Origin of the sequence: Photorhabdus sp. RM96S, assembly GCF_042879335.1 — a bacterium.
Classification (GTDB): Bacteria; Pseudomonadota; Gammaproteobacteria; order Enterobacterales; family Enterobacteriaceae; genus Photorhabdus; species Photorhabdus kayaii.
The window spans coordinates 1-827 of record NZ_JBHFKT010000140.1 but is presented as its reverse complement, the minus strand read 5'-3'; the positions used below and the strand labels follow the sequence as shown (position 1 = coordinate 827).

Below are 827 nucleotides of genomic sequence, written 5' to 3'. Positions count from 1 at the left end.
TACAGGCTGGCCGCGAGATGACCGTTGATACCCACGGCCACCGATTCACCAATACCCGCAATGCCGACCAAAAAGCAGGCCGGTTATTGAGTGACGGACACTTAACTTTGCTCACCGGCGATATCAATAACACCGGTGGCATGATAGTGGCGGACGGCAAAACTGCGCTGACCAGTACTGCACTCAATAATACTCAGGGCCAGATAGCCGGAAATAGCGGGCTGGACATTCACAGCCGACAACTGACCAACCGCAACGGGACTTTACAATCCGCAGATGCCCTGACTCTGGATACCGACGGACAGTTGCTGGATAACCAGCAGGGCCAGATTATTGGAGAAGGAAAAACCACTATCACCAGCGGCCCACTGGACAATCGCCACGGTCATCTGCAAGGCGGACAGTTGGCTATTGACACCCGACACGCCGCGCTGGATAACCGGGACGGCAAGTTGTTATCCACCGACACGTTAACCCTGAACACTCATCAGCTCGACAATCGTCACGGGCAGGCGCAGGCGGTGGGCGACACCACGCTCAATGTTGACACTCAAACCGATAACACCGGCGGCCTTATCCGTGGCGGTCAGCAATTGACCCTGAACACCGCTCATTTGATTAACCGGGAAACGAAGCAGACGGATAACGGGCTGGAAGCGCAAAACCTGACGGTCAACGCTCAACAGGTGGACAATACTCAGGGCGCTTTACGGGCAGCCAATCACCTGCAAGCTCAGGTGAGTCACACGCTGGAGAATGCTGAGGGGTTAATCTCCGCGGGCAAACAGCTTACCGTAGACGACGAGACCCGTCCTACGTCTCTGGTG

General features: G+C 55.9%; 1 protein-coding gene. It reads left to right on the top strand.

What is annotated here, in order from left to right; translation table 11 throughout:
• Positions 1-827 (top strand): hypothetical protein (locus tag ACGF49_RS24640; protein ID WP_387493346.1); only part of this gene is annotated, 827 nt, incomplete at both ends.